The organism is Natronorubrum sediminis (genome assembly GCF_900108095.1).
In the GTDB taxonomy this organism is placed as follows: Archaea; Halobacteriota; Halobacteria; order Halobacteriales; family Natrialbaceae; genus Natronorubrum; species Natronorubrum sediminis.
Window position 1 is genome coordinate 795,567 of sequence record NZ_FNWL01000001.1, and the last position, 21,696, is coordinate 817,262.

Consider the following 21,696-nt stretch of genomic DNA (forward strand, 5'->3'; position numbering starts at 1 on the left):
ATCCCGTGTTGAGGTCGTCACGACTCTTCGTACGATCGGGGTGAAACCATGATCGATCGCCGAACGTTCGTGCTCTTCGCCCTCTCGAGTGTCTTCTTCGGCGGAACGTTCGTCGCCGCGAAGGCCGGCCTCGAGTACTTCCCGCCGCTTCTATTCGTTGCACTCCGATTCGATCTCGCCGCGATCATCATGCTCGGCTACGTCGCGCTCACCGCATCGGTCGAGGACCTGCGGCCGAGAACGCGCGGCGACGTGGTTGGCATCCTCGCGACCGGTGGCCTCGTGATCGGCCTCGCGAACGCGCTTCTCTTCGTCGGTCAGCAGTACGCCACCAGCGCCGTCGGTGCGATCGTCTTCAGCCTGAATCCGATCCTGACGCCGGTGTTCGCCGCCGTCTTGCTCTCGAACGAGCGACTGTCCGCTCGCGGCGCGTTCGGGATGACCCTCGGACTCGTCGGCGTCGCGCTCGTGGTCAGTCCCGACCCCGCAATGTTAGTCGGCGGCGACGCTCTCGGTCGCGCCATCCTGTTCGCCGGCGCGGCGAGCGCCGCACTCGGAGCCGTGTTGATTCTCCGCGCCGGGGCGAATGCAACGCTCTCGAGTACGGCCCGAATCGCGTGGGGACTGCCACTCGCGGCGGCGCTCACGCACGGCTTCTCCTGGTCCGCCGGCGAATCGTGGGCCGCGATCACGTGGTCGACGAACGCGCTCGTCGCCCTCGCGTACGTCGCCGTCTTCGCCGGCGTCCTCGCGTACATCGCGTATTTCGGCTTGCTCGAGTCGACAGGTGCGATTCAGGCGAATCTGGTCTTCTACGTCGTCCCGGTCGTCTCGACGCTCGGCGGTTGGGCGCTGCTCGGCGAAGCTATCGCGCCGCTGGCGGTCGTCGGCTTCCTGTTGATCTTCACCGGGTTCGCCGTCCTCGGAAGCGAATCGATCGACGTTCGCGCGACGCTTCCCGACTGGGTGGCGTCGACGCCCGCTCGCGACGAGCCAACGGCTGCAACGGAAGAGCCTCGCGGCTACCGCTCTGATTGAGCGGCGACGCCGGAAATCGAGGACGACGACACGCACTGTTTTGGCTATCGAGACGAGTGAATACGCATGTACATTCCACACCGAACGTGGCCCGAACTCGGCGAGTACGTCGGTCGCGAGTCACTCGCCGTCGTGCCCGTTGGCTCGACCGAACAACACGGTCCACACCTACCGGAGGGAACGGACGCCATGATCGCCGACGCGCTCGCTCGAGCAGCCAGCGAGCGGGCGGATATGCTCTGTACCCCGCCGATCCAGATCGGCGTCAGTCCCCACCACCGCCAGTTCCACGGGACGATGTGGGTCGACGCACCCGTCTTCCGCGACTACGTCGAGAACCTCTCTCGCAATCTCACCTCCCACGGCATCGACCGAATCGTCTACGTCAACGCCCACGGCGGCAACGTCGCCCATCTCCGCGAAGTGGGTCGACGACTCCACGAGGACGAAACCGCCTACGCCGTCGAGTGGATGTGGGACGAATCGATTCCCCAGTTGATTACGGAGGTCTTCGACACCCCCGGCCCTCACGGCGGCCCGAAGGAAACCGCGATGATCATGCACATCGCCGAGGAACTCGTCCGGACCGACCGACTCCAGGACGCCCGCGACGGCGGCACGGTCTTCGATTTCGACGCCGAACGCGTCCACGGCGCGACCACGTTTTACGACTGCATCGAGAACAGCGAAAACGGCGTCTTCGGCGACCAAACCGACGCGACGCCCGAAATCGGCGAGCAACTCTTCGAAGCCGCAACAGACCAACTCGTGGCCCTCCTCGAGTGGCTCGACGACCAACCCATCGAGGACCTCATGCCAAAGCCACACCTCGAGTCCCAGGCAGGGAATCGACTCGAGGGTGACGCAGAGCGATAACCCGCCGTCCGAATGCGTACGGCGATTGTTGAGGGCTAGTGCGCCGATTCGTGAGGTTCTTCCGAGCCGTTGTCTGGTTCCTCGCTGGATGCAACGGGTCCGAGCAGTGCGATCGCCTTTCGTTTCGCGACGTAGGCTACGCCGTTCGAGACGTGCAAGAGCACCAGCGTCGCGAGTACGCCGACTGGGACGGCGACGAGCGCCTCGGGAAGCGTCTCGATCGTCCAGACGACCGGTTGGTCGTTGACGGTCCCGAACTCGACCGCCGTGGGGTAGCGAAGCGGGGTGAAGAGGAGTTCGATCGAACTGACGAGGAAGGCGACGAGCAGGAAGCCGACGAACCCGAACCAGAATTTGAGCGTCACGAATCCGAGATTTCGCCAGGTAGAGGGTGCATCGACCATCCCTTTAGTCGTCTCCCAGAGCCCTCCCGATTGGGGTCGGTCGGACGGTGCTCGGAGTTCGAGGGAGAGCAACGCGTTCGCGAGCCAGCGCTCGAAGCGGGCGAGGAGTCGCGTCCCGAAGACGGTCGCAAGCAAGATCCCGAATCCGACGACGACCACCGAGAGGACGAGTCCGAAAATGAATCCGAACCAGACGAACATCGCGTACACGAACCCCAGCGGAAACGCCAGCAGTAAGTAGACGACGTTCTTGTACGTCTGGGCCTCGAGAACGATTCCGAAAACCGAACGCACGACGCTGTCGGAGGCGCTGATCGGGCCGGGAATGTTTCCCATGCGAACAAGTTCAGCGGCTATCACAAATAACGTCCACTCCACGACTCGAAGCAAGATGCCCTCGAGTCGACGGACAGGCGAGTAAATCGACAGAACGCGTCAATATCGGGGGCAGAGCCAAAGTTATATATCCGATCGACCACTCGTCCCAGCAAACCGGTGCACGACGTGATCTCGACTATCACTCGCTCTGACCAACTGTTGCTCGCCGCCTCGTTCACCTGTCTCGCCGCTGCCGGGACCACAGGGAGTGTCGTCGAGACGATGACGCCGACGCTCGCAGCGACCGCCGTCGCCATCGCGGGCGTCTACGGCGTCGCGAGTTACGCGACTCGAGTCTCCCGGCGAACGCTCGCGACACTCGCGCTCGGATTCTGGGTCGCGTTCCTCTCGCTCACCAGTTTCCACGTCGTCGGTCTCGAGACCGTCGGCACGGCCGTTCCCGGCGATCCAGCGGTGTACGTCTACTTACTCGGCGCGCTGACCTGGGGAACGCTACTCACCGCCTGTGCGGCAACGACGTTTTTGGGCTTTCGTGAGTACGGCGCGACGACCAGTGCAGACACGCCCGAAGAGCAGGTTCTCGAGAGCGAATCCTACGACACGCGGTAACTGACGGCGATTCCTTCTCCCAGTGGCAAGAGAATCGTCTCGAAATCCGGATCGCCAGTGATCTTCTCGAGGTAGTCAGCGACGCCGCGGGTCGCCTCGTTCGCTTCGACTACGGCGGCCGACGGATCGTCTGAGTCGAGGAGCGCGCGCAGATCGTCGAAATCGACGGGCGACGCCGTGATCGCGTTATCCGCGACGACGACACCGCCTACTGGTACCTTCGGGCGGACGGCCTCCAACGCTTCGACGTAGCGTTCTTTCTGGTGATCGATCAGGACTACGTCGAATGGGCCGTCGTACTCCTCGATCGTCTCCTGTGCGTCGCCCAGTTCGAATCGGGCGATATCCGCGTATCCGCCCCGCTCGAGGTACTCGCGGGCGCGCTCGAGGACGTCCGAATCGACGTCCGTCAGGACGATTTCGCCGTCTGCTGGGAGCGTGTCTACCATCCAGTACGCCGAGTAGCCGTAGCCCGAACCGAACTCGAAAATCCGTTCGGCGTCGCTCATTCGGGCGGTAAACCGGAGAAACCCACCAACTTCGGGGCCGACATGCGGGAAGCCCTCGCGTTCGGCGACGGCGTCCATCTCGCGAAGCGTCTCGTCGGGATCCGGCCCGATCGTGCGCACGAAGCGTTCAATGTCATCTGCGAGTACGTCGACCATACGGTCCGCTACGGGCCCGACGACATCAAAGTCAGTGGCCTTTTCACGAAACCCGCCCCACGAAAAAGCCAGTGAGTCTCCTCGCAACGGCACTCGCGGGCGTCGTCTTCGGCCTCGCGCTCGCCGCCCCGCCGGGCCCCATGAACGCCATCATCGCCGAAGAGAGCGTCGTCCGCGGCTGGGCGGCCGGCTTCCGGGCCGGGTTAGGTGCGATGACGGCGGACGTCGTCTTTTTCGTCCTCACGCTGGCCGGTGTCGCCGCCGTGATCGACCAATCGTCGGCGATCCAGCCCATCCTCTACCTCGTTGGTGGCGCGCTCATGTGCTACTTCGCGCTGGGTGCCCTCGAGGAAGCCAGAGACACCGCGACGTTTACCGCGGCCGAGGGCGACCTCGGCGTCTCGAAGGGGTTCCAGAAGACGTTCGCGCTCTCGCTGACCAACCCCTACCAACTCGGCTTCTGGCTCACCGTCGGCGTCGGGTTGCTCCAGCCCGGAACGCTCGACGTCCTCGCACACGTCCCCGGAGCCGGAGCGTCACTCGAGGGTGTAATGGTCGTCCAGACCGGTTCGCCGACGCTGCTCGCCGGATTCTTCGCGGGCGTCGCGCTCTGGATCGTTACCTACCCCGCTGGATTGGTCGCGGTCGGTCGACGCGTCGACGCCCTCGCACCCGCCGTCGCTGTCGCGAGTGGCGTCGTGCTCGCCGGCTTCGGAGCGCTCTTTCTCGGCGTCGGCGTATTGGCACTCGTCTGAGCCGTCGACTCACGGTGGATGGAGACCGAAAAACGCGATCCGCTACCGCAAGTCGGCGCTACTCGCCAATCCCGGCGATCTCGTCCTCGAGCCACTCGCTGAACCACTTGACGCGTTTGAGTCGTCGATGGGCGATTCCCTCCGCGGTGTCACTCCGGACGCGCGAAGCGGCGTCGTAGCCGCGCTCGAGGACGCGATCGACCATTTCGTCGGCGTCCATGTGCGTCCGAGCCTCGTAGCCCATGCGCAAGAGCATGAGCGCGGTGCCGTTGGCTCCGACTTTGTCGAGTAAGTCGGCCTCGACGAGACACTGCGTCTCGCGGTCGAGGTCGGTCAACTCACCCTGGTAGGAGTGGTATTCGATCGAGCGACACACCTGATCGATGAACGAGTCGGGGTAGCTCCCACGCGACTCGAGGTACTCTCGAGCGACGCGAGCGCCGGCTTCGGCGTGGAGTTCTTGGTCGGCCTCGAGTTTGGAAACGTCGTGAAAGAGGGCGGCGACGCGGGTGACGTCGACATCCGCGCCCTCTTCGTAGGCGATCTCTTCGGCGAGATCGACGACGTTGAGGATGTGGTTGTGACGGTACTCCGCGGAGTGCCACGGGTACCACCGCATCCGCCCGCCTTCGTCTTCTTTCTCGACGCTGGCCGAGAGATACTCGAAGACGAACCCTTTCATCTCCTCGAACTCGGCGTCGGTCACTTTGGTTTCTTTTATCTCGACGCCCACGAGAGATCCCTCCGCAGTAAACGAACGATAGTCATTACCAGACTGTTAGGTCGTTTCGCTCTTTAGCCTTTGGTTCACGCCGATTACGGCTCGCGTGCGCCACGATTGGATCGTCGAATCCAGCGACTAGGTCGGGTTTCGCCTCTCCTCTCACCCACTCCGCGAGGGAGATCGAAACACCACAATTTTCCGTTAAAGTCAAACAGGCGGCTGGGGAAGTACCGGACATGAGTAGCGAACAGGAGCAAGAATCGATCCGCTGTCTCGTCGCCAAAGTCGGCCTCGACGGTCACGACCGTGGCGCACACGTCATCGCGCGCGCGTTCCGTGACGCTGGGTTCGAAGTCATCTACTCGGGACTCCACAAAGCCCCCGAGGAAATCGTCCAGGCAACCGTCCAGGAGGACGTCGACGTTCTCGGCATCTCGATCCTCTCCGGTGCTCACGACACGCTCGTGCCCAAGATCATGGATGGCTTAGAGGAGTACGACGCAAAGGACGACACCCTCGTTCTCGCTGGCGGCGTCATCCCCGACGAAGACCGCGAGCAACTCGAGGAACAGGGCGTTTCTGCGATCTTCGGCCCCGGCACGTCGGTCGAGGAGACGATCGAGTTCGTCCGCGAGAACGCACCCGAGCGATGAGTTCGGACGAGACGTTACTCGAGGACCTCCTCGAGGGCAAGCACCGCGCGTTAGCTCGCGTCATCTCGAAGATCGAGAACCGCTCGCCGGGCTACCGGGACCTCGTCTCGGAACTCTACGCGCACACGGGCGAGGCCGACGTCATCGGCATCACCGGCAGTCCGGGCGCAGGAAAGTCGACGTTGGTCGACAAACTCGCGGAGACCTACCGCGAGCGCGGAGAGACGGTGGGCGTGATCGCCATCGACCCCTCCTCGCCGTTTACCGGCGGGGCCGTCCTCGGTGATCGCATTCGGATGGCCTCCACGGTTGGTGACATGGACGTCTTCGTCCGTTCGATGAGCGCCCGCGGCACCTTAGGCGGGCTCTCGACGGCGACCGCGGACGCCGTCAAAGCCATGGACGCCTTCGGCAAGGACAAGATCATCATCGAGACCGTCGGCGCTGGCCAGAACGAGATCGATATCGTCCGCACGGCAGACACCGTCGCCGTGCTCGTTCCGCCAGGCTCCGGCGACGAGATTCAGACGCTGAAAGCCGGCATCCTCGAGATCGCGGACGTGTTCGTCGTCAACAAGGCCGACCGCGACGGTGCCGACCGAACGGTCCAGGAGCTGCGAGACATGATCCAACTGGGCAACGAAAGCGGCTTCGCCGCTGGAGACGGTGGCCACCATAGTCAGGAGGTCATCGACGCCCACGACGACTGGGACGGCGAACCCGCCGACGAGGAAGTTGACGCGGGCTGGACTACCCCCATCGTCGAAACCGTTGCGACGACCGGAGATGGAATCGAAACGCTACTCGAGGCGTTTCACGATCACCGGACGTACCTCCACGACTCTGGCGAGCACGCCGAACAGGTCCGTCAGCGCTACGCCGAGGAGATCCGCACACTCCTCCGTGAGGACGTCCACGCGATGCTCGAGGAGGAACTCGCCGACAGCGGCGGGATCGACGCGCTCGCAGAGCGTGTCCGAACCGGCGAGACCGATCCCTACGCCATCGCCGGCGAGGTACTGGCACCCGTCGACGCCTGTCTCGAGGAACTCGAGACCGAGTGAGCGCTGCCCAGCAGCGACACCGCCGTAGACGTGGGCTGATTACCAACCGCAGGCCTAAGAGCATCGATGGTGAACGGTCGGATATGAGACTCCGCACACTACTCGGTGGAACGCTTGGCACCGTCGGCGCGGCCGTAGTCGGAAACCGACTCCTCAAACACCGTGCGGACGGCCTCGAGAACCCGCTCGTCGGGATCGAACGAACCTATCGTTGGCGCGGGATCGAGACCAGCTATACCGTCGCCGGCGACCCGAACGATCCACATTTGGTCCTCTTGCACGGGATCTACGCCGGCTCAAGCAGCCACGAGTTCGAGCCGATCGTCGAGCGACTGGCCGAGGAGTACCGCGTCTTCGCGGTCGACCTCCCCGGATTCGGCCGCTCCGAGCGACCGCCGTTAGTCTACTCCGCGACGCTCTACGCCGAGTTCGTCCGAGATTTCGTCGACGACGTCACCGACGACCCGATCGTCGTCGCCTCCTCGCTGACCGGGGCGTTCGCCGCCGACGCGGCTGGCGAGACCGATATCGAACAACTCGTCCTGGTCGGCCCGACCGCCGAGACGGGCGAGGAGCGACCGTGGGTTCGCACCCTCCTCCGGACGCCGGTCGTCGGAACGACGCTCTTCAATGTACTCGCGAGCAAACCCTCGATTCGCTACTTCTACGATCGCGACGGCTACTACGATTCCTCCCGCATCGACGAGCGAGAAGTCGAGTACGCCTGGAAAAGCGCCCACCAACCCGGCGCTCGCTACGCTCCTGCGTCGTTCGCGTCCGGAACGCTCGATCCGGAGTTCGACCTCGCGACGGAGCTGGCCGCACTCGAGACCCCGACGACGCTCGTCTGGGGGCGAGACGCCGAACTCGTTCCATTGGCCGAAGGGCGCGACCTCGCCGAGGCTGCGGACCTCGACCTCGTCGTCATCGACTACGCCACCCAGCTCCCACACGCCGAACATCCCGACAAATTCCTCGAGTACCTGACCGCCGAGTTGTTACAGTCGTCCAGTAGCGTCGACGAGTAGCTCGGCGGCGGCCCTGACACGTTCATCCGGCAGCGTCGACGAGTTGCGCCGTGACTCGAGTGCCAATCCATTGATCCGACAAGTTTCTCTCTCTTGGCCGCCCCGTCCAAGATGAAGTTACGACGAATTCTCGGGATCGGAGTCATGAAATTCCCGGAGAGCGAGCGTCGTGCCGAGATACGATGCGAAGACGACGGCACAGAATCCGAGGAGTACCGCCAGCGTGGTGTAACTGAGTAGCAGTTCCATCCCCATCGATCGTGGCTTTCGCTCTAGTGACAAAGTTCCTACTAGTCAGCACACCGAAATGAGGGGCTGTGTACCGCTACACGGGCGCGAATCCGATTATGTGCTCGCTCATCGTCTCCGAGACCGTGATCTCGAGTTCGAAAACAGAGCAATTGCTCGCTACCGCCCATCTCAGTCGTCCGCGACGGAGTCCTCAACGGACGAGTCAGATCCGGGTACGGAGATATCGTCTTCCTCCCGGAGGAAGATGGCGTTTCGGTTCCCGAACGCGAGCACCATCGAGGCGACCGCGATCAGGGTGACGAAGGCGAACGGGCCGCCGGTGATGATGGCGGCCGCCTGCAACGCGTCGACACCGCCGACGACCATCAACAGCGAGGCCAGCGCACCGATGAGAAAGCCCCAGATGACTCGGTTGATCGTGGAGGGCTCCTCCTCGCCGCCGGTGGTCAGCATGCCGAGGGCGAGCGTCGAGGAGTCGGCGGAGGTGATAAAGAACGTCGTCACCAGTAGGAGGAACATGACGGTCAACACGCCGCCGAGGGGCAGCGCCTCGAATAGGGGGTAGCCGGCACCGGCCTCCGCGTAGGTGTCGACCGCACCGAGGATGTCGGCCTCGCCGTTCTGCTGGAGAAAGATGGCTGAGCCACCCATCGTCGCGAACCACGGGATCGTAATGCTCGTCGAAGCGAGAACGCCGGTGACGGCGACCTGACGGACGGTCCGTCCCCGCGAAATGCGGGCGATGAACAGGCCGACGAATGGCGACCACGAGAACCACCAGGCCCAATAGAAGATCGTCCAGTCGCCGACCCAGCCGGAGACGGTGGAACTCTCGGCGGCGTCGGCACCGGTGTAGAAGCTCATCGTGATGAAGTCGTTGATGTAGCCGCCGAGAGCCTCCGTTCCCAGCGCCATGATGAACCGCGTCGGCCCGAGCACGAAGGTCGCGAGCAACAACACCGCGAACAGCGCGAGGTTGAAGTACGCGATCCGGCGGATTCCCTTTCGAACCCCGAGCGCGACGGAAATCGTAAACGCGACGGTCAATCCGGTGATGACGAGCACCGTCCCTCCGTCGCCGACGGCGGTCCCGGTCGTCCACTCGATGCCGGTCAGAAACTGGTCGCCGACGAAACCAAGCGTCGCCGCGACGCCGCCGATCGTCGCGAACACCGCGAGGACGTCGACGGCCTTCGCGATCGGGCGCTCGAGGTTGTCCTCACCGAGCCAGGGGAGGAGGATCGTCGAGATGCGCATCGGCGCGTCGTATCGGTGGGCGTAGTACGCGATCGGGATGCCCAACACGACGTAGGCTGTCCACGCGGAGATTCCCCAGTGGAAGAAGGTGTACTGGACGGCGCCGACGGAAGCCTCGGGGGACCCGGCTTCCGCGCCGACGAACGGCGAGACGGCGTCGTAGTGGAAAATCGCCTCCGCTGGTCCCCAGAAGACGACGCCGGCGGCGATTCCCGCCGAGTACAACATCGCGAAGTACGCGGGGAAGCTAAACGCCGGTTCCTCGTCGTCCTTCCCGAGGGTGATGTTCCCCCACGGACTGAAGATCAGAAAGCCGACGAAGACGATCAGGGCGAACATGACCAATAGGTACGCCCAGCCGAAATTCGCCTGAAGGAACTCGTTCGCGTTCTCCATGTGGGCCGCAGCTGCATCGTCTCGAAGCGCGAAGACGACTACTGCGAGTGCCGTAACGACGAAACCGGCGCTGAAGACGACGTAATCCAATTCGTCGATGAATTGGCGGAGTGCGTTTCGTGTGCGGCTCATTCGTCAACTACCGCCTTGCACCACGTTTCGTGGATCATATCTGTGTATTTTCGGTTGTCTTCGCTGACCGTCAGAACGAGAGACTCGAGTCCAGTCGTGAGTCTGTGCCTCGAGTGTACGCGCGAGCGCCCGTTCTGTCGGCGGTTCGACCTCCTGTCGGCAGTTCGACCGCTGTTCGGCGAAACGCGTCGTGTCGCGTCGTGTTTCCGGTATTGGAATCGCTCACTGACTCGTTTTCACGGGTGCTCGAGGAGAAGCCCTCCCCCGTCACCGCCTGCGTGTAGGCGGCGAGACTGATACAGCCGATACGTCGACAACCGCGAGCCAGCGGATGTGTGGCTCGATTCGATAGTCGAAGGTTAGTGTATGGATACTTCAACCTGCGGCGTTAGCACTCCAGCCGGTCTTATCAGGGGTATCTTCATTTACGGGTTTACGCAGGGTCCTCGAGCCCCAACGCTGTTCGCGACACGATCAGAACAGCGGTTCCGGCTCCGTCGGCGCCGTTCGTTTGTGGTCGCTCTCCTCGTGGAGCGACGCGACGTGCTCGACGCTCTCGACGGTGGTGTTCGTGAGTCGAGCGACGACCGACGCCGGGAGGTTGCCGTCGATGTAGAACGCCAGGACGGCGTCGAGCGTGTCGTAGTCCATCCCGAGTTCCTCCTCGTCGGTTCCGTAGTCGACCATTCCGCCGGTCGGCGTCTTCCGGACGAGCGACTCCGAAACACCGAGGTGGGCCGCAACCTGCCGGACTTGCTGTTTGTAGAGGTTCGCGAGCGGATTACAGTCGACGCCGCCGTCACCGTACTTCGTCACGTAGCCCGTCGCGAGCTCCGCGCGGTTGCCGGTCCCGAGGACGATCCGGTTCTCCCGGTTGGCGACGAGGTACGTCATCGTCATCCGGACGCGGGCGCTCGTGTTACCGACGTAACGGCCCTCCCACCGGTCCTCGGAGGCGTTGTAATTCTCGGCGTCGGCCCGACTCAACGTCTCCTCGACGACCGAATCGATGCCGATCACGTCGTAGTCGATGCCGAGATCTTCGGCGACCCGCTCGGCGTCGCTCATGTTTTCGTCTTCGTTTACCTCCTTCGGGAGGATGATCCCGTGGACCGCGTCGGTACCGAGCGCCTCGACGGCGAGGTAGGCGGTCGTCGTGCTGTCGATCCCGCCCGAGAGCGCGATCTCGACGCCGTCGGCATCCGCGGCCCCGACGCGGTCGCGGATGAACTCGGTGAGATGATCGACCTGAGCTTCGATCTCCGCCGCCGAAAACCGGAGGTCGGCCGGATCGATCTCAGTCTGGGTCTGCTCGTAGAGATTTGCCATCTGGACTGGCACGTAACCGGAAGCGGCCATAAAAGCCGTACGCTTTCGAAAGCACGTGGTCAGACGATAATTCGAGGGCGCTCGCTCAGACGGGCGCAAACGAAAGGACCCGTTCACCCGTCGTCTCCGAGACCGTGATCTCGATTTCGACCTCGAGACCGTTTTCGATGGCCTCGAGGTCGATCCCGACGATCTGTCCGGTGATGCGCACGGACCCGAAGCTCGCGACGGCCGTCGCGTAGGGGGCGTCCTCCTCGAAGGCCGGCGTCGGAACGTGCGTGACGGTGAACGTTTGGACCTCGCCGGTGTCGGGAAGGTCGACCTCCTCGAGGTCAGTCGCGCCGCAGTCGGGACAGACGCGTCGCGGCGGCAGCGAGCCGTGGCCCTCCGGACACGACAAGTAGTACGCTTCCTCTTTTTCGGCGGCGTCGAGCCACTCGTCGAAGCCGGCATCTCGTGGGTTCGTCTCGTTCTCGCTCATGCGTCACTCACCTCCAGAACGTGAACGGTTGCACTCGCGACGGTGCCACCCGCGTTGTGCGCGAGGGCCGTCGTCGCGTCTTCGACGAACTCGCTGTTGGGGTGTTTGCCGGAGAGGAGCTTCGTGACCTCGGCGATCTGTGACGCGCCGGTCGCGCCTACCGGATGGCCCTTCGCTTTCAGCCCACCGGAGAGATTGATCGGCGTCTCGCCGTCGGCCGTCGTTCGCCCGTCTCGAGCGGCGGAGATTCCCTCGCCGATCTGGAAGAGGTCGAGCGACTCGATCGCGAGCACTTCCGCGATGGTGAAACAGTCGTGGACCTCGGCAAAATCGACGTCTGCGGGCCCGATTCCCGAATCGGCGTACGCCTCCTCGCCGGCGTTGCGGGCGGCAGGCGAACGCGCGAGGTACTCGCGATCGTGCAAGGCCATTCGGTCGCCGCCCTGTCCGGTACCCGTGATCGACACCGCGCTCTCGAGGTTGTGTTCCTCGGCGTAGGATTCGCTGGTCAAGACGAGTGCTGCCGCCCCGTCGGAGAGCGGACAAGCGTCGTAGAGACCGAGCGGCGAGGAAACCTGTGGCGCCTCGAGGACGTCCTCGACATCGATCGCGCGCTGGTACTGCGCCTTGTCGTTCGGCAGCGCATTCTCGTGGTTCTTGACGGCGATGTGAGCGAGATCCTCGTGCACGCCGCCGTACTCCTCGAAGTACGCCTGTGCCATCAACGCGTACGCGCCAGGGAACGTCGTCCCGGCCCGAACCTCCCAGAGGTCGTCCGCGGCGATGGCGAGTGCTTCCGTCGCCCCCGCCGTCCCGAGGTTGGTCATCCGCTCGGCACCGCCGACGAGGATCACGTCGTCCTCGCCGTTTCGAAGGCGCAAGACCGCGTCCCGAACGGCCGTCCCGCTCGAGGCACACGCCGACTCGTATCGGGTCGCCGGGGCCTGAATCCCGGCGGCCTCGGCCATAAGCGGCCCTTGATGACCCTGATGTTCCGATAGTTCGCCCATGAAATTGCCATAGAGGAGCGCGTCGACGTCCTCGCGGGGAACTCCGCTGTCTTCGAACGCTTCGATGCTTGCCGTCGCGAAGAGTTCCCGGCCGGTTTTCTCGGGCATGTTCCCGAAGGAAGTCACGCCAACACCTGCAACACGTACGTCACTCATACGCACACTCCTAGTCGATCGCTCCGTTAATACTCCGCGGTTGCAGTCGTGACAAGTTTCGAAAGTGAGTGACTATTCAGCTGAGTCTCGGACACGTGTCGGAGCCCGTACGTTTATTTTCACGTCGCAACGAGTGCCAGTATGGAATCGACTCCCTTCGACTTCGATCACCTCACAGAATTGACTGAAACGAGTGGCGTCCCCGGTTACGAGGACCGAATTCGCGACCTCGTCATCGAGGACCTCGAGGAGAGCGTCGATCGGGTCCGAACCGACGCGATGGGGAACGTCGTCGGGACGCTCGAGGGCGAGTCCGATCACTCCATTGCCGTCGCGGCGCACATGGACGAGATCGGATTTATGGTTCGCCACCTCAAGGGCGGCGAGGACGGCTTCGGATTCGTCGAACTCGACGCGCTCGGGGGCTGGGATGCGCGAATTCTCAAAGCCCAGCGGGTGACGATCCACACGGACGACGGCGACCTGCCGGGAGTGATCGGCTCACCGCCACCGCACACGCTGACCGACGAGCAACGCGAGAAGACCCCTGACGTAGAAGACGTCGTCGTCGACGTGGGCCTCCCCTACGAGGATCTCGAGGAACGCGTCTCGCCGGGCGACCTCGTCACGATGGATCAAACGACCGAACGCGTCGGTGAGACGGTCACGGGCAAAGCCTTGGACGACCGCGTCTGCCTGTTCGCGATGCTCGAGGCCGCGCGCCGACTCGAGAACCCGGACGCGACGATCCACTTCTGTGCGACGGTTCAGGAGGAAGTCGGCCTCCGCGGTGCGCGGGCACTCGGCGTCGACGTCGACCCAGACCTCGCCATCGCACTGGACGTGACCGTCGCGAACGATGTCCCCGGATTCGAAGACGGCAAGCACGTCACCGACCTCGGTGAGGGGACGGCGATCAAACTCAAAGACGGCAGCGTCATCACGAACCCGAAGGTCCACAAGCGACTGCAGTCGGTCGCCGAAGACGAGGGTATCGACTATCAACACGAGATTCTACCCGCCGGGGGCACCGATACGGCCGGCTTCCAGTTCCCCGCCGGAGCCAAGCCCGTCGGCGCGATTTCGGTGCCGACACGTTATCTCCACACCCCGACCGAAGCCGCCCACGTCGACGACGTCGCGGCGACGATCGACCTGCTCGAGGCGTTCCTCGCCAGCGAGGACGGTGAACACGAGTACACGCTGTGATAGTGGATCGACGGAGAGAGTACCGACGGAAAAAAGACATCGACTACGGCGTTTCGTGAACCGTCAGTTCGACGGGTCGTCGCTTTCCTTCGATGTCTGCGACGAGGCGTTCGACGACCGTCTCGGCTTCCCCGACCAGTTTGGGCTGGACCTTCTTGATAACCCACTCCAGTGAGACGAATCGCGGGAGCGAGAGCGAACTCGTATCCGCCGTATGCGGGTCGTACACCGCCTCGAAGTAGACCCGACTCGCCGTCTCCTCGCCGTCGGGAGCCGACTCGGGTTCCGCTTCGATGCGCCACTCGCCGCGCGCGTCGACGCGGTTCGTCAGTCGCCACTCGAGTGACTCGGGTTCGGAGATGTCCGTGACCCTCGAGCGAGCCGTGTAGGTCAGTTTCCACCAGGCGAACCTGAGGTCGTACCGAGAGCCGACGCCGCCGTCGCCGTGGACGGTTACGTCTTTGAGGTGCTCGGTGTAACGAGGATAGTTCGTAAACGCCTGCACGTACGGGAAAACCTCCTCGGGAGAGCGATAGACGAGCGTACTGAGGAGAATTCTGTCCACGCCCACCGGTACGATGCGTTCGAAAGTAAGGATTGTCATCCAGAGAGTGTTGGTAGATGACAGCCGCCGAATCGAACATGAGGGGCACTCGAGACTCGAGTCGCCACCTTCTATACCGACCGAAAACTACCTCGTGGCATGCGAGACGTCTGTATCGTCGGTGGCGGCGTCGCCGGCCTCGCCGCATCGATCTTCACCGCCCGTGCCGGACTGGACACCCTCGTCATTGACGGGGGCGAATCGATACTCGCGCGCAACGCGAGCCTCGAGAACTACCCCGGCTATCCCGATGGCATCGACGCGCGACGCTATCTGCAACTGAGCCGTGAACAGGCCCGGAACGCGGGCGCGACGTTCGAACTCGGCCACGTGACGCGAATCGAAGCGATCGACGAAACTGATCTCGAGCAGGGATTCGTCCTCGAGACCGACGGTGGCGACCCCCTCGAGGCGCAGCGAGTGATCGCAGCGTCGTGGTCGGACAGCGAGTACCTGGTTCCGCTCGACGTGGGTCGACTCCAACGCGGGAGCAAGCACTACGTCTCGGTCGACGACGGCGGCCGAACGGCCGTCGACGGCATCTACGCGGCCGGGCGACTGGCCAACGAACCCCACCAGTCCATCGTCGCGGCGGGCCACGGCGCGAAAGTCGGTCTCGCGGTGATCCACGACTCCGACGCGAACTTCTACCACGACTGGGTCGCCCCTGAGGGCTACTTCACTGGCCGCAGCCGTGAGGTGCCGCCGGGCTGTGAGGAAATTTCCGACGACGAACGTCTCGAGCGTGACGAACAGGCAAGAGCGCGGATGCTCGAGGCGTTTTCGGAGCCGTTGGATGAGAAGCCGACGATGCACCCGAGCGTCGCGGAGAGCAAAACGCGCTAAACACTGATTTTCGTCCGTCCAACGGTTCTTTCGACCGTTATCGGTAGTCGTCTACACGTCGATGTCCCCTCTGCCTCGCCGTTGGTATCTGTGCCGTCGGTCTCGATCGTGTTCTCGCTGACGACAGCACTGTCGATCTCGCTTACATCGGGATCGAGTGAGCATACTGACCGTCTCCGGTACACGTAAGCCACCAACGTCCGAAGACAGTGACGAATGCTCGAGGGAGTTAACGTCGCACTCGGGGTTACGGGCTCGATCGCGGCCGTCAAGACGGTCGAGTTGGCCCACGAATTGCGACGACAGGGTGCCAACGTCCGGGCCGTGATGTCCGAAAGCGCGACGGGTATTATCCATCCGTGGGCTGTCGAGTTCGCGACCGACAACGACGTCGTCACCGAGATTACGGGCCGCGTCGAACACGTCGAACTGTGCGGGTACGACGGCTGGGCGGACGTCTTCGTGATCGCCCCCGCAACGGCCAACACCGTCGGCAAGATCGCCGGGGCCGTCGACGACACGCCCGTCACGACGACGGCGACAACGGCTCTCGGTGCCGATACGCCCGTCGTCATCGCGCCCGCGATGCACGAACCGATGTACGACCATCCCGGCGTACTCGAGGCCATCGACACCGTCTCGGCGTGGGGCGTCGAGTTCGTCGATCCGCGCGTCGAGGAGGGGAAAGCCAAAATCGCGAGCGAAGACGCCATCGTCACCGACATCGCTCGAGCGGCGGGTGATCGGCCCCTCGAGGGCGACCACGTTGTCGTCACAAGCGGTGCGACGGGTGAAGCGATCGACCCCGTTCGCGTCCTGACGAACCGATCGTCGGGGAAGATGGGCAGAGCAGTCGCCAAGGCCTGCTACGTCCGCGGTGCCGACGTGACACTCGTCCACGGACTGGTCGGTCCGCGTTCGATCACCAGCGACGGCGCGGTGGCCCAAACGAACCCCGACGGGACGGTGTCCTACGCGACGCTTCGATCCGTCGAAAGTGCCGACGCGATGCTCGAGGTAACCCGCGAGGCGTGTACGGACGCGGACACGCTGGTTTCGGTCGCCGCAATCGGCGACTACACCGTCGACTCGAGCGACGAGAAGATTCGCTCGGGTCAGGACCTCTCGTTGTCGCTCGAGCCGACCCCGAAACTCATCGACGAGATTCGAGACGACCACCCCGAGTTGCCGATCGTCGGCTTCAAAACCGAGACGTCGGGCGACGAAGCGGCGATGATCGAGCAAGCGCGCGAGACACTCGAGCGCGCAGAATTGGCCTTCGTCGTCGCGAACGACGCGAGTGTGATGGGTGCCGAGCAAACGAACGCCCTGTTGGTCCACGACGCCGATGCAGCCAGATTCTCTGGCTCGAAGGCGGGATTAGCCGGAGAGATTGCGGATTCGATCGCCACACTTTTTGGAGTAAACTGACAGATACCGCTTGAGGGAACGTCAAGAGAATTATATAGGTGGCGTTCATGCCTTGAATTACCAACTATGCGACCGGTTTCAGTCGCACGTCCCTCTCTGTCGTCGATCCCCCGTGCTGGGTATCGGTGGCGGTTCGAACGCGAATTAGCGGGCAGTCTCGACCGGCGTAGTGAGGTGATCTGTGGTGCAAAAACAACAATCTGATAGTATCGATTCCGGAGACTCACTATCGAAGGGTGAAGTTTTCGAAGTATTACGTAACCAGCGACGACGCTACGTCCTGCAGTATCTCCAGCAGGATTCCCGCCCCGTCGAACTCGGTGATCTCGCCCAGCAAGTCGCCGCCTGGGAGTACGAAACCACGCTCGAGGAAGTCACGCCTGAACAACGAAAGCGCGTGTACACGACCCTCCAGCAGACGCACTTACCGAAGATGGACAAATCGGGGATTCTCGAGTTCGACTCCGACGACGGCGTCATCGAAGCGACGGATCGGGCCCAGGATATCAGCATCTACCTCGAGATCGTTCCCGGCCACGAGTTCGCCTGGCGCGAACTCTACCTCTCCCTCGGTGCGATTTCTGGCGCGCTCGTCGCTGCACTCTGGCTCGAGATTTACCCGCTGACGATCTTTTCAGATCTCGCGTGGCTGGGGATCACCGCTGCAACGTTCACGGTGACGGCGATCGTCCACAGTTATTACGAACGAAATATGCGACTCGGCCACGGTGATCAGCCTCCGGAACTCAGCTACGGAAGCGACAACTAAGGCGGACTGTTGTCCCTGTTTACCGGTGGAACTGCGGATGGATCGCGGTTGCACCAGTACCGACTGTTAGGAAACCGTATGACACTACGTCGCGATATCACGATCGATCATCCGTGGCTCGAGTGTATCGTCAAGTTTTACTCGACGACCACCAGACCCACGACATGGATCAGTTGAAGCGGTCGCTTCTCGACGCCCCGATCATCGAGAAAAACGGTTATCACTACTTCGTCCACCCGATTAGCGACGGCGTACCAAAACTCGACCCCGGCTTGCTTCGGGAGATCGTCATTCGAATCATCCGAAAAGCGAAACTTGAGGAAGTCGATCGAATCGTCACGCCGGCCGCGATGGGCATCCACATTTCGACGGCCGTCTCGCTGATGACGGACATTCCACTGACGGTCATCCGAAAGCGCCAGTACGGACTCGACGATGAGGTCGCTATCTCCCAACAGACGGGCTACTCGGAGAACGAGATGTACATCAACGACGTCCGCGAGGGCGAACGCGTGCTCGTCCTCGACGACGTGCTCTCGACGGGCGGAACGCTCGCGTCCGTGCTCGAGGCCCTCGATGGGATCGGTGCCGAAGTCGTAGACACCGTTGCGGTGATCAAGAAAGTCGGTGGCGAAAACAAGGTCGCAGACGAAGGTTATCGCGTCAAAACGCTGATCAACGTCGACGTCGTCGACGGTGAGGTCGTCATCGTCGACGAGAACGGCGACTCGTAATCGAAGCCCGCTAAGCGCGTTCTCTCGCCGACAGTTCACCGGCTATAGCAGTATATAAGGGTACTGGCCAACCCGAAATGTCGGCGCAAAATGTTCAAAATACCACATTTATATACGATCAATATTGGGGAAATTAGCCCATTAATGAGCTATCATTCTCGTTAATAACTTGAAGATCGTATCGAATAAACTCGCTTTCCTACAAAGTGAGTTTCCGTTCTTCGCGTAAAAATACAGACAGAAGTTGCCGGGAACGTACCAATCATAACTCATATAACATCCTGGTAGATATAGCAAAGACATGCCATCACACGGATCGAATGATGACGGCGATATTAGTCGGCGACCATTACTCAAAGGTCTCGGTGCAGCGGGTCTAATCGGTCTCGCTGGCTGTATCTCCGAAGAAGGTGACGTCGAAGCAGACAATGCAGCAGAGGAACTCATCGCGGAAGGGTTCGAAGAAGAAGGTGTCGAGCCACCGTTCGAGACGACGGTGTACGCGAACTCGGACAGTTCCGACCGAATCGCCTACGGCGAACTCATTCAAAACGAACTGAACGAGACCGGATTCTTCGACGTTTCCTTCGAAGATATGGAGTGGGGCTCATATCTCGACTTCATGAACAGCGTTGCTGAAGAGGAAGAAAATGCCCTCCTCTGTAGCGGTCACGCCGCGGACTGGGACCCACACGTGTTCATGAACAACCCGTATCACTCGAGTGCGCACTCGCCAAGTGGGATCAACACGAATCACTTCGAGGACGAAGAGTACGACGACCTGGTCGACGAAGGAGTCGAAGAGTCGGACCAGGAAGCGCGACAAGATATCTATGCAGATGCACAGGAACGACTCGTCGAACTCTCCCCCGTTGCACTCATTCAATTCGGCGAACAGGTAACTGCCTGGAACGACGACGAAGTGAGCGGGTTCAAGACGCATCCGATGGCGGGACGTGAGTTCACCGCAGTGTACGCGCCACACGAGGGAGTGTACACGGAAGTCGACAACGATGATGACGAGCTTCGTGTCGATCTCGGCTCCGACGTCCCCGACTTCGATCCGATCAGTCAGGAGGACACGGTCTCGCTCATGGCGACCACGCTCGTGTACGAGAGCCTCATCGCCGTCGATTTCGCCGGTAATCCACAACCCGGTCTTGCGACGGATTGGGAGCAAGAAGACGACACGACCTGGCGGTTCTACCTCCGCGAAGGCGTCGAGTTCCACAACGGTGACGAGTTCACCGCACACGACGTCCAGACATCCTACGAGCGCTACGAGGGCGAATTTCGCGAGTCGGACGTTTACGACTGGTACGAAGGCAGCGAGATCGTCAACGACCACGAAATCGTCATTGAACACCACCGAGACTACAGTGGACCGTTCGAGGCGACTGGTGCCGGTGACGTCCCAATCGTCCCAGAAGGTGCCGAAGATGGCGACGTCGACCTCTCCGACGGCCCGGTCGGGACCGGTCCGTACCAATTCGACGAACATCAAGAAGACGACCGATTCGTGATCGAACGCTACGACGACCACTGGTACTCGGGCGACGAGTACGACAACGATGTCCCCGAAACCCCACCGGTCGAAACGGTCGTCATGGAAGTTATTCCGGAAGGCTCCTCTCGTCACCAGGCACTGGAGGTTGGCGACATCGACCTCAGCCAAGGACTTCCAGCCGAAAGTGTCGCCGAGTTCGAAGACGACGACGACTTCGACATCGACGGCGCACTCGGCCTCACGAACGAATACCTGACCTTCCCACTCTGGCAGGAGCCGTTCAACAATCCGAAAGTCCGCCGCGGAATCAGCGGTCTGATTCCACGCGAGACGATTATGGACAACGTGTTCCACGACGTCGGAGAACTGGCGTACACGCCAATTTCCCCGATTCTGGAAGACTTCACTGGAACGGACTATCAGGACGATCTCGCTGAGGAATACCTCGAAGTACAGTAAGACGCACCATCTAACAGGTCAATGTCTCTTTCACGCTATATACTAAAGCGGGTTCTCGTCACGATACCAGTTCTGTTCGGTGTCTCAGCGATTACGTTCTCGTTCATTCACATCGCACCGGGCGACCCGGTCGACATGATCGCTGGTTTCGGTGACGTCGACGAAGAGGTCCTCGATGGAATTCGAGAGGATTACAACCTCCATCTTCCTCTTTGGGAACAGTACCTGCTCTGGTTACAGGACGCGTTGTTGCTCGATTTCGGTGAATCGCCAATCACTGGTAGAGATGTCGGCGCATCGATCGCCGCTCGACTGCCACACACGATTCTCCTCGGTGTCTCGGCGTGGGTTCTCGCACTCGGGATCGGTATCCCGACGGGGATCATCGCCGCAGTCAAGCAGGGCGAAACTGCAGACGAAGTCAGCCGAATCGCTGCACTCGCTGGTATCGCAACGCCGAACTTCTGGCTCGGTCTCGTGTTGTTGTGGATCTTCAGCGTTCACTTCGGGTGGTTCAGCGTTATTCCGCCGGACGCGCCGCTGTTGAGTTTCAGCACGCTCTGGTTCATGATCCTCCCGACCATCACACTCGGGACAGCATCCGCCGCACTCATCACGCGACTGATGCGGTCGTCGATGCTCCAGGAACTGAACAAGGACTACGTCCGAACCGCACGAGCGAAAGGGTTGCGCGAGCGGACGGTCATCCTCAAACACGTGCTGCGTAATTCGTTGATCGCAGTCGTGACCGTCGCCGGATTACAGATCGCGTTCCTCATCGACGGCGCAGTCGTCGTCGAGGAGGTCTTCGCCTGGCCGGGAATGGGGCGATTGCTCGTCGGCGCGATCTTCGAGCGTGACTTCCCCATCATCCAAGCCGGCGTATTGTTGATCGCAGTCACGATCATCGTCGCCAACCTGATCGTCGATATCATCTACTCGTATCTCGATCCACGAATTCGATATTAA

At 62.0% G+C, this 21,696-nt stretch carries 23 protein-coding genes; 14 read left to right on the forward strand and 9 right to left on the reverse strand.

The window, feature by feature from the left end; genetic code table 11:
- Positions 1–48: 48 nt before the first annotated feature.
- Both BLW62_RS03865 and BLW62_RS03870 read left to right on the forward strand, forming a co-directional pair.
- Positions 49–1,038 (forward strand): DMT family transporter, encoded by a 990-nt coding sequence (locus BLW62_RS03865; protein ID WP_090505352.1) that lies wholly within the window; start codon positions 49–51, stop codon positions 1,036–1,038.
- Between the two features lie 66 nt (positions 1,039–1,104).
- Positions 1,105–1,914: a creatininase family protein gene (locus BLW62_RS03870; RefSeq protein ID WP_090505354.1), complete on the forward strand. Its 810-nt coding sequence runs from the start codon at positions 1,105–1,107 to the stop codon at positions 1,912–1,914.
- A 35-nt stretch (positions 1,915–1,949) separates the two neighbouring features.
- Here the strand turns inward: BLW62_RS03870 and BLW62_RS03875 are convergent, their stop codons facing one another.
- Positions 1,950–2,654 carry a sensor domain-containing protein gene (locus tag BLW62_RS03875; RefSeq protein WP_090505356.1) on the reverse strand — a complete coding sequence of 235 codons (705 nt, stop codon included), beginning with the start codon at positions 2,652–2,654 and terminating at the stop codon, positions 1,950–1,952.
- 159 nt (positions 2,655–2,813) lie between these two features.
- Here BLW62_RS03875 and BLW62_RS03880 point away from each other — a divergent pair, with 159 nt between their 5' ends.
- On the forward strand, positions 2,814–3,266 hold the full coding sequence (locus tag BLW62_RS03880; protein ID WP_175459671.1) for a hypothetical protein: 453 nt from the start codon (positions 2,814–2,816) through the stop codon (positions 3,264–3,266).
- Here BLW62_RS03880 and BLW62_RS03885 read toward each other — a convergent pair.
- Entirely contained in the window at positions 3,251–3,931 is a 681-nt protein-coding gene (locus tag BLW62_RS03885; RefSeq protein ID WP_090505358.1) for an O-methyltransferase, read from the reverse strand. The two genes, BLW62_RS03880 and BLW62_RS03885, sit on opposite strands and share 16 nt — an antisense overlap.
- Before the next feature lie 71 nt (positions 3,932–4,002).
- On the opposite strand from BLW62_RS03885, the gene BLW62_RS03890 reads away from it, so the two are divergent.
- A complete protein-coding gene (locus BLW62_RS03890) occupies positions 4,003–4,686 on the forward strand; it encodes a LysE family translocator (RefSeq protein ID WP_090505360.1) in 684 nt (227 codons plus the stop codon).
- Between the two features lie 58 nt (positions 4,687–4,744).
- Here the strand turns inward: BLW62_RS03890 and BLW62_RS03895 are convergent, their stop codons facing one another.
- A complete protein-coding gene (locus tag BLW62_RS03895) occupies positions 4,745–5,419 on the reverse strand; it encodes an HD domain-containing protein (RefSeq protein WP_090505362.1) in 675 nt (224 codons plus the stop codon).
- 227 nt (positions 5,420–5,646) lie between these two features.
- Here BLW62_RS03895 and BLW62_RS03900 point away from each other — a divergent pair, with 227 nt between their 5' ends.
- The 3 genes from BLW62_RS03900 (at position 5,647) to BLW62_RS03910 (ending at position 8,155) form a co-directional block, all read left to right on the forward strand.
- A complete protein-coding gene (locus BLW62_RS03900) occupies positions 5,647–6,063 on the forward strand; it encodes a cobalamin B12-binding domain-containing protein (protein WP_090505365.1) in 417 nt (138 codons plus the stop codon).
- The gene (gene meaB / locus BLW62_RS03905; RefSeq protein WP_090505367.1) at positions 6,060–7,127 is read left to right on the forward strand and encodes a methylmalonyl Co-A mutase-associated GTPase MeaB; all 1,068 of its coding nucleotides are present in this window, start codon (positions 6,060–6,062) and stop codon (positions 7,125–7,127) included. Before BLW62_RS03900 ends, meaB begins: the two co-directional genes overlap by 4 nt.
- An 83-nt stretch (positions 7,128–7,210) precedes the next feature.
- Entirely contained in the window at positions 7,211–8,155 is a 945-nt protein-coding gene (locus tag BLW62_RS03910) for an alpha/beta fold hydrolase (protein ID WP_090505369.1), read from the forward strand.
- Between the two features lie 117 nt (positions 8,156–8,272).
- Here BLW62_RS03910 and BLW62_RS18495 read toward each other — a convergent pair whose 3' ends face one another.
- The 5 genes from BLW62_RS18495 to BLW62_RS03935 all read right to left on the reverse strand — a co-directional run bounded on the left by BLW62_RS18495 (position 8,273) and on the right by BLW62_RS03935 (position 13,168).
- Positions 8,273–8,410 (reverse strand): hypothetical protein, encoded by a 138-nt coding sequence (locus BLW62_RS18495; RefSeq protein WP_175459672.1) that lies wholly within the window; start codon positions 8,408–8,410, stop codon positions 8,273–8,275.
- Between the two features lie 165 nt (positions 8,411–8,575).
- Complete coding sequence (locus tag BLW62_RS03915; RefSeq protein WP_090505371.1) at positions 8,576–10,192, reverse strand: BCCT family transporter; 1,617 nt, start codon at positions 10,190–10,192, stop codon at positions 8,576–8,578.
- A gap of 474 nt (positions 10,193–10,666) precedes the next feature.
- Entirely contained in the window at positions 10,667–11,521 is an 855-nt protein-coding gene (locus BLW62_RS03925) for an NAD+ synthase (protein WP_090506408.1), read from the reverse strand.
- Positions 11,522–11,606: 85 nt separating this feature from the next.
- Positions 11,607–12,002: a Zn-ribbon domain-containing OB-fold protein gene (locus tag BLW62_RS03930; protein ID WP_090505377.1), complete on the reverse strand. Its 396-nt coding sequence runs from the start codon at positions 12,000–12,002 to the stop codon at positions 11,607–11,609.
- Positions 11,999–13,168: a thiolase C-terminal domain-containing protein gene (locus tag BLW62_RS03935; RefSeq protein WP_090505379.1), complete on the reverse strand. Its 1,170-nt coding sequence runs from the start codon at positions 13,166–13,168 to the stop codon at positions 11,999–12,001. Before BLW62_RS03935 ends, BLW62_RS03930 begins: the two co-directional genes overlap by 4 nt.
- 141 nt (positions 13,169–13,309) lie before the next feature.
- Between BLW62_RS03935 and BLW62_RS03940 the strand changes: the two genes are divergently transcribed.
- Positions 13,310–14,377, forward strand: coding sequence for a M42 family metallopeptidase (locus BLW62_RS03940; RefSeq protein WP_090505382.1), 1,068 nt, complete (start codon positions 13,310–13,312; stop codon positions 14,375–14,377).
- 43 nt (positions 14,378–14,420) lie between these two features.
- Here BLW62_RS03940 and BLW62_RS03945 read toward each other — a convergent pair whose 3' ends face one another.
- Complete coding sequence (locus BLW62_RS03945) at positions 14,421–14,942, reverse strand: SRPBCC family protein (RefSeq protein ID WP_090506409.1); 522 nt, start codon at positions 14,940–14,942, stop codon at positions 14,421–14,423.
- Between the two features lie 138 nt (positions 14,943–15,080).
- Between BLW62_RS03945 and BLW62_RS03950 the strand changes: the two genes are divergently transcribed.
- The 6 genes from BLW62_RS03950 (at position 15,081) to BLW62_RS03975 (ending at position 21,696) form a co-directional block, all read left to right on the forward strand.
- Entirely contained in the window at positions 15,081–15,827 is a 747-nt protein-coding gene (locus BLW62_RS03950) for an NAD(P)/FAD-dependent oxidoreductase (protein WP_090505384.1), read from the forward strand.
- Between the two features lie 216 nt (positions 15,828–16,043).
- On the forward strand, positions 16,044–17,258 hold the full coding sequence (gene coaBC / locus BLW62_RS03955) for a bifunctional phosphopantothenoylcysteine decarboxylase/phosphopantothenate--cysteine ligase CoaBC (protein WP_090505385.1): 1,215 nt from the start codon (positions 16,044–16,046) through the stop codon (positions 17,256–17,258).
- Positions 17,259–17,439: 181 nt separating this feature from the next.
- Positions 17,440–18,027: a DUF7344 domain-containing protein gene (locus BLW62_RS18885; RefSeq protein WP_090505387.1), complete on the forward strand. Its 588-nt coding sequence runs from the start codon at positions 17,440–17,442 to the stop codon at positions 18,025–18,027.
- A gap of 164 nt (positions 18,028–18,191) precedes the next feature.
- Positions 18,192–18,761 (forward strand): hypoxanthine/guanine phosphoribosyltransferase, encoded by a 570-nt coding sequence (gene hpt, locus BLW62_RS03965; RefSeq protein WP_090506410.1) that lies wholly within the window; start codon positions 18,192–18,194, stop codon positions 18,759–18,761.
- 301 nt (positions 18,762–19,062) lie between these two features.
- Positions 19,063–20,727: an ABC transporter substrate-binding protein gene (locus BLW62_RS03970; RefSeq protein ID WP_090505398.1), complete on the forward strand. Its 1,665-nt coding sequence runs from the start codon at positions 19,063–19,065 to the stop codon at positions 20,725–20,727.
- 21 nt (positions 20,728–20,748) lie between these two features.
- Positions 20,749–21,696, forward strand: a complete 948-nt coding sequence (locus BLW62_RS03975; protein WP_076579176.1) for an ABC transporter permease — start codon at positions 20,749–20,751, stop codon at positions 21,694–21,696.